Origin of the sequence: uncultured Aquimarina sp., from assembly GCF_947496855.1 — a bacterium.
Lineage (GTDB): Bacteria > Bacteroidota > Bacteroidia > Flavobacteriales > Flavobacteriaceae > Aquimarina.
In genome coordinates this window covers 1-6,191 of sequence record NZ_CANMED010000013.1, presented here as the reverse complement: position 1 = coordinate 6,191, position 6,191 = coordinate 1, and the positions used below count along the sequence as shown (strand labels likewise).

Below are 6,191 nucleotides of genomic sequence, written 5' to 3'. Positions count from 1 at the left end.
TTCCGTTTCAACTTTTCAGATCATACTTGCTTAATATCCCGTAATTTATCCGAACTGATTTTTATGTATGGTAACGTCTAGTATAAGAAACGTAGGGCGGGTGATAAGCAATACGTTTCGGATTGGTATTAAGCCAAATATAAATATTTTGCTTTTATCATTTTTCGTAAACGCCAAATTTTATATTCAGCGACTTTGTAAAGAATCACATACCTTTCGGTTAAGCCTCAAAGCCCTATGTTTTCTTATACATTGTTACCTGCTGGCTTTTATATTTTTTCGTTTCCAAATTCGTTATCAAAATTTCTCACTCTTTTATCAGGATATTCATATTCGGCATTCATCAATAAATCTCTCCAATCAGTTCGGGTCAATTCAATCATTTTTTGCAGATGAATAATGTCCTTGTTTCCTGAATATATTAATGCTCGAATAATTCTATAACTTCTAAATTCCTTGTTAGATATTATTAAATCTTGGATTTTTCTTTTAGCTTCTGCAGAGTTTTTTCCATAATCAGATTCAAGTCTTTTTATTATGTCAATTGGATATAAATTCAGATTAATAGTTTTCCGGTCAATATCAAGTTCGCATTCTAAATCAGCATTTATAATCTCGACTATTTTTCCAAAACCAATTGTCCGATTACCTTCACAAAATTTAAACTTCATATTTTCATATAAACGTTTTGTAAAGTATTGCGTACTTAAAATTGCTATTTCAGCTTTTACTTTATCTCCAGGTTCAGCTTTTTCTTGTCCGATATAAGTTTGCTGTCCTGAAGTTAGATATTCAGAATAATTTTCAAATTCAATATGCGGTCTATATCCAGATTTCGCGTATCCGTTTCGACCACCTTGTTCAGTAGTCAGAAATTCCAATTCTGCTATAAAATCTGTTCCAATCATTTTTTTTGCGCTTGCAGGTAACGTCGTACTAAACTCAGCCTTAGCGTCGTTGATTAAATCGTTTACGCAGCGATAGCGAAGATAAACTATTTGATCAATGGAGTTTAAGGAGTATTATGTGCTTTCTTTTTTGATTAATTTAAGGTAAAATTAAAAAATAAAATCTCAGTTGTTCTATTTTGGTAGGCAAAAAAACTCCCAACTTTTTCGGAGCTACCCAAACCTATGGATTTATAGATCAGTCTATAATCTGTTGGTGCAGGGAACTTAATACTGCGTTTTCCATTCAGATAGACATTATACAATTCCGCTTCAAATTTGACTTTGTAAAAAATTTTCGCGACCTTAATCAAGTATTTTATAACGTGCTAGCGTTTGGATAGTGTAACTCTCCACGATACCATCGCAAAATACTTGGGCAATTCCTTTTCGCAAAGCATTTGTCCGTACTGCTTATCAGAATAAAACTCCGTAATCCCAGCGTATCCCTCCGAAAAAATTGTCAGATCAAAATGGGACAATTGCACCTAACGTTTAATATATGTGTCGTAGCTGGGCAAAATGTTACCTTACTTTTCGGTTTTTCTGCGCATTGATTGCTAACTTTTACTTTTAGTAAGCATTGCGCCTTACCAAAAATACAACCGCCATTCGATTCATCATTAAGCTGCTATGATCACATATATGTTGTTAGGCTTTTGTTTTGTATTCATTTATTATTTGATCATCCCACACTTGAACTTCTATATATTTGTCATATTTTAAACTTTCCTTAGCTTGAGATTTTGCCTCAGATGGTAGTCCATATTCATTAATTAGACTACTTATTTCACTCAATAAGAAAACTCGCCCATTACAATCCTTTCTATATGTATCAAGTTTAGGCTCATCATAAAATTGATATGATACCATACTGTCAGGATAAGTAAAACTTACATAGTTCGCTTTGAAGTCAGTTAACGGTATTTTTATAATACCAGGGTTTATATACCAGGATTTTGCCCATTCACATTCTCCTAACGTAAAGTAGAAAGGATCACTTCTGTTAGGTTGTCCACCTTTTAAAATAAACTGTTCCTTGATTCTCTTTTCTAACGAGAATCTTAAATCAAGATAGTTTTCAGGTCTTTTACTATTCCATCCTTCCGAGATTTTATTCTGGATACTCTCGGCTTTTTCGTAACCATATTCAGTAATATTTAAGAATGGCCCATTGTCAAGTTCGTAATAATGAAATAGAAATTCAGGTATATTCATTCAGTTTGTTATTAATAAAGCCTAACGTTGCGTGTATGAATCGTCGTGGCGAAGCCATTATGATTTATACACCTTGTTGTGTTTTAGTGTTTTTATTTCAATTCGTTATATTTTGGTCGCTTTCTCTTTCCTGTTGCAACAGCATTTATTAGAGAATAAACGTTTTTATTAATTTCATCATTCGGTTCCATTTCTGTTGCCTTTTCAATATTAGTTTTGGCTGCATTATCATTTCCTAAAATCATCAAATTCACAGCATGGTTACAATAAAGTCCGACGTCATTTGGTTCTCGACTAATAGCTTCTTGGGAATATTTCACAGCAAGTTCTACATTTCCCGAGTCCATTGCAGTAATCGAAGCTTCTCGTGGTAAATCAGGATTAGTTTTTTCTATTTTAACTGCTTTTTCGAAATGTTTCAAGGCTTTTTCATTGTCAGACATTGCTTGATAAACCTTTGCGATTAACCAATTCGTTTGCCAATGATTTGGTATCATAGATAAGCATTCAGAGTAATGTTTGATCGCTTTTTTTGCTTTTCTTTTACTCCAAAATCCAAGTTTTGAATTGCCTTGTCCTTTGATTATTGTCAAACCGTCAGCCAATTCATTTCCTTTTTCCAAATTTAAGTTGAAAATCGGGATTTTATCTTCTGGTAATTCGTATTCCATTCAGTTTTTCTTCATTAAACACAACGTTCAGTATAAGAAATCGTAGGGCAGGTGATAAGCACTTTCGTTTCGGTTTATTACTTAGCTAAATATAAATATTTTGCTTTTATCTTTTTTGTTGACAATGCCAAATTTTATATTTGGTGACTTTGCAAATAAACACAGACCTCTCAGTTAAGCCTTAAAGCCCTATGTTTTCTTATACATTGTTGGCATTTCGTACTCTATTCAAATATTTCTTTTTCAAGTTTTTTATATACACTAGTTTCTTCTGTCACTAATGGTGTCATAGTATCTCGAATAAAGGCACATTTATTGTTACCACATTGTGTTAAGCTTAAACTTTTTTTAATCTCTGTAAAGATATTTCCACTGGCTGATTTTATATCATCTTCAGGATTTCCTCTTTCAACACTATCTGCTATAGATTTATATTTAGCATCTAAACAATTTTGTAATAAATCCTCTTTACCTACAGATTTACATAATTTTTCTATTAACTCATCATCAAACAAATAAGATTCTATGTGTCTTCTTGACGAAGTTTTTACTCCTTTTTCTAGTAATTCCTTCACTTCTGTGTCACTTTTGTCATCTCTGTCTATAAATTTCACTAAAGTTGATGATTTAAGAACATTGGATAGCATTTTCACAGATTGATTTTCTACATTCTCTATTTCAGTTGAGCCTCCAATTGATACAAACTTTGTGTCGTGATATTTGCTTTCGAAAATTTTACCGTAAACTTGAGCATCAAAATCCTTATATTTTCTTCCCTGCGATGTTCCTTCACAAAAAACAATAGTCGAAGGAGATATTAATTTGGAAAAGTCTGCAAATGCTAAATCAAAGAATTTATCCCAAATTGCTTTACTAATTTTGGCTGGTTCCATCACTTCCGTTAAGTCGAAATCTCTATTGTCAAAATCTAGAAAAATTACAGTACCAGGGTTCTTTTCTTCTAATTCTTCAGCTTCTTTTAACATTCCAATAGAATGCGTTGAAATCCACAACTGAGAATTGTTGGGTGTAAGAGAATACAATTCTTTTAAAACTTTTGACTGAAGTCTAGTATGCATATGAGCTTCTGGTTCATCAATGCAAAATATACCATCCTTATAAAAAGATGATTTAATGATTAAATCAAGAATTAAGTCAAAAACTGACTTTTCTCCTGCCGAAAGATTTTTATAATGAAAGTTATCAGATACACCTTTCTTAAAATAAAAGCTGCCATTAGACATAGGATCTCCAATAGAACTTAAGTTTAGGTCATCAAAGATTGAAGAAAGGGAATTTTTAATTTTACCTATTAGTTCGTTTCGAAGTTCTTCAACTGTCTTGGTGTTATTTGATGTTTTATAAACGCCAATTAATGTCCGAGCAATTAATCTTTGATAATTTTCTGATACAGTTATATCATTGTGCATTAATTCTCTAAATCTTATATTTTCAGTAGGATCTTTTTGTATAGCAAGACTTGAAATAGTAAAATCGGGTTCATTCCTGTAAGCTGTCCTAAAGTAGAACTTACCTTTTATATTTTCTCTTGAATATGTTTGTTCGTTATGGAATTCTAAATTTACTCTTCCATTGTGCCAATTAGTCCCTAATGATTCTCCCTCTTTTTTTTCAAAATACAATCGACTATCATCTGTGTGTAAGTAACTTCGATTTAAATCAAATCCAATTTTTTTATACCAATGATTAAGTGCTTCAAAAACCGAAGTTTTTCCACTTCCATTTGGTCCAACCAGCACTATTAACTTAGCTGTTTCAGGAATATTACAAATTGTTAAATCAGAAAATCGTTTGAACTTATTTATTGTGATTTTTTTTACTTTCATTTTTGTGTATGAATGCCAACGGTTTGTGTATGAAACGTAGCGTGCAAAAGACGCTAACTTTTCGGATTAACACAGAGCCGAATTTTTATATTTTGTTTTTAATTTTTCCTTTTTAAAAGCCAAATTAAAAATTTGGCGGTCTTCGCAAAATAAGTAGAAACTTTAAGATTAATACTTATTAGCTATGTTTTATACACCGTGTTGGCTGTAGTGTTTATTTTTTTCCATATAAGGTTGTCAGCGTACCATTTAAACTTGATGGAATTACCGACGCATGAGTTTCATTTCTAAATATACACCAATTCATATCAATATTTTCATAGTTCCTTTTTTTAAGATATAAACTAAAGTCAATCATATTAGAAACCATAAATGGACTTTCATCTTCACCTGTAGAAAAATATACTTTTGTAGGTTTTATATTCCAAGTATCACTTGTAGCGAATTTATGAATAGCTTTATTTAATAGTTTTTCTTCGTTCCATTGAAGAGAAGGACTATTTATTCCAAATCTTGTAAAGTAACCATTGGAGTTTATAAAACAGTATGCTGTAAATAAACCACCAAGCGAATGTCCCGAAATTCCTCTGTTAGAAGTTGTTTTATAGTGTTTGTCAATAAATGGGACTATTTCTTTTTTTAAGCAGTCTAAAAATTTGTCAGCACCTCCAGTTTTAATTGTTCCGTTCGGAACACCAAACTTTTTTTCAAGTTTTCTAGCTGTTATTGTGTCCTGTGACGGAGTATAGTCATAAAACCTATTAATTTTTGATTCCATTCCATTTACTTTATGACTGATGCCCACAATAATTACATCTTCGATTTTTTCAAAATCAACTTTAGATGAGTTAAAGTGTCTATAAGTGCTTTTTCCATCCAAAACATATAGAACGGAATAAGTTATTGTATCGTTGATGGAATAATTTTCAGGAAAAGACATATGTATTAAATAATCTTTTCCCGTTATGTCAGAACTTATAATATGTTCAGGGTCATTTCCTATACGCTCTTTTGGTTCTAATTTTTGACTGAATAATAGATTGCAAAAAAACACCAAAGAAAATGTTGTCAATAATAGTTTTGGTAGTTTCAAAAAATTCATTTGTTTAATTCAAGGTTTGTTGCTCACATTACAGCCAACGTTCAGTATAAGAAACGTAGGGCAGGTGATAAGCAATACGTTTCGGTTTGGTACTAAGCCAAATATAAATATTTTGCTTTTATCTTTTTCTCGTAAATGCCAAATTTTATAGTTGGCGACTTTGCAAACAAACACAGACCTTTTGGTTCAAGCCCAAAAGCCATATGTTTTCTTATACATTGTTGGCAATAGTTTTATTCAAGGGTTTCAGTTCTATCTTCAATAGTTTGCGATTCTCTTTTTGAAGAATAGATATTAATTCTTACACTGTCTATCAAAACATGAGAACCATTCTCTAGTGGTTCTGAAAAATCTTGTTTGAATATCAATATCGAATCTTTTAATTTCACATTGTTTAATTCCATTG

General features: G+C 31.6%; 5 protein-coding genes. All 5 read right to left on the bottom strand.

The annotated features are described in order from the left end of the window. Positions 1 to 269 precede the first annotated feature (269 nt). The 5 genes from Q0921_RS24730 to Q0921_RS24710 all read right to left on the bottom strand — a co-directional run bounded on the left by Q0921_RS24730 (position 270) and on the right by Q0921_RS24710 (position 5,785). A complete protein-coding gene (locus Q0921_RS24730) occupies positions 270 to 908 on the bottom strand; it encodes an elongation factor Tu (protein WP_299261822.1) in 639 nt (212 codons plus the stop codon). Between the two features lie 690 nt (positions 909 to 1,598). Beyond that, entirely contained in the window at positions 1,599 to 2,165 is a 567-nt protein-coding gene (locus tag Q0921_RS24725; protein ID WP_299261819.1) for a hypothetical protein, read from the bottom strand. A gap of 92 nt (positions 2,166 to 2,257) precedes the next feature. Further along, entirely contained in the window at positions 2,258 to 2,836 is a 579-nt protein-coding gene (locus Q0921_RS24720) for a hypothetical protein (RefSeq protein WP_299261817.1), read from the bottom strand. A 224-nt stretch (positions 2,837 to 3,060) separates the two neighbouring features. After that, a complete protein-coding gene (locus Q0921_RS24715) occupies positions 3,061 to 4,683 on the bottom strand; it encodes an ATP-binding protein (RefSeq protein WP_299261815.1) in 1,623 nt (540 codons plus the stop codon). Between the two features lie 214 nt (positions 4,684 to 4,897). Continuing rightward, on the bottom strand, positions 4,898 to 5,785 hold the full coding sequence (locus tag Q0921_RS24710; RefSeq protein ID WP_299261813.1) for an alpha/beta hydrolase-fold protein: 888 nt from the start codon (positions 5,783 to 5,785) through the stop codon (positions 4,898 to 4,900). Positions 5,786 to 6,191 lie beyond the last annotated feature (406 nt).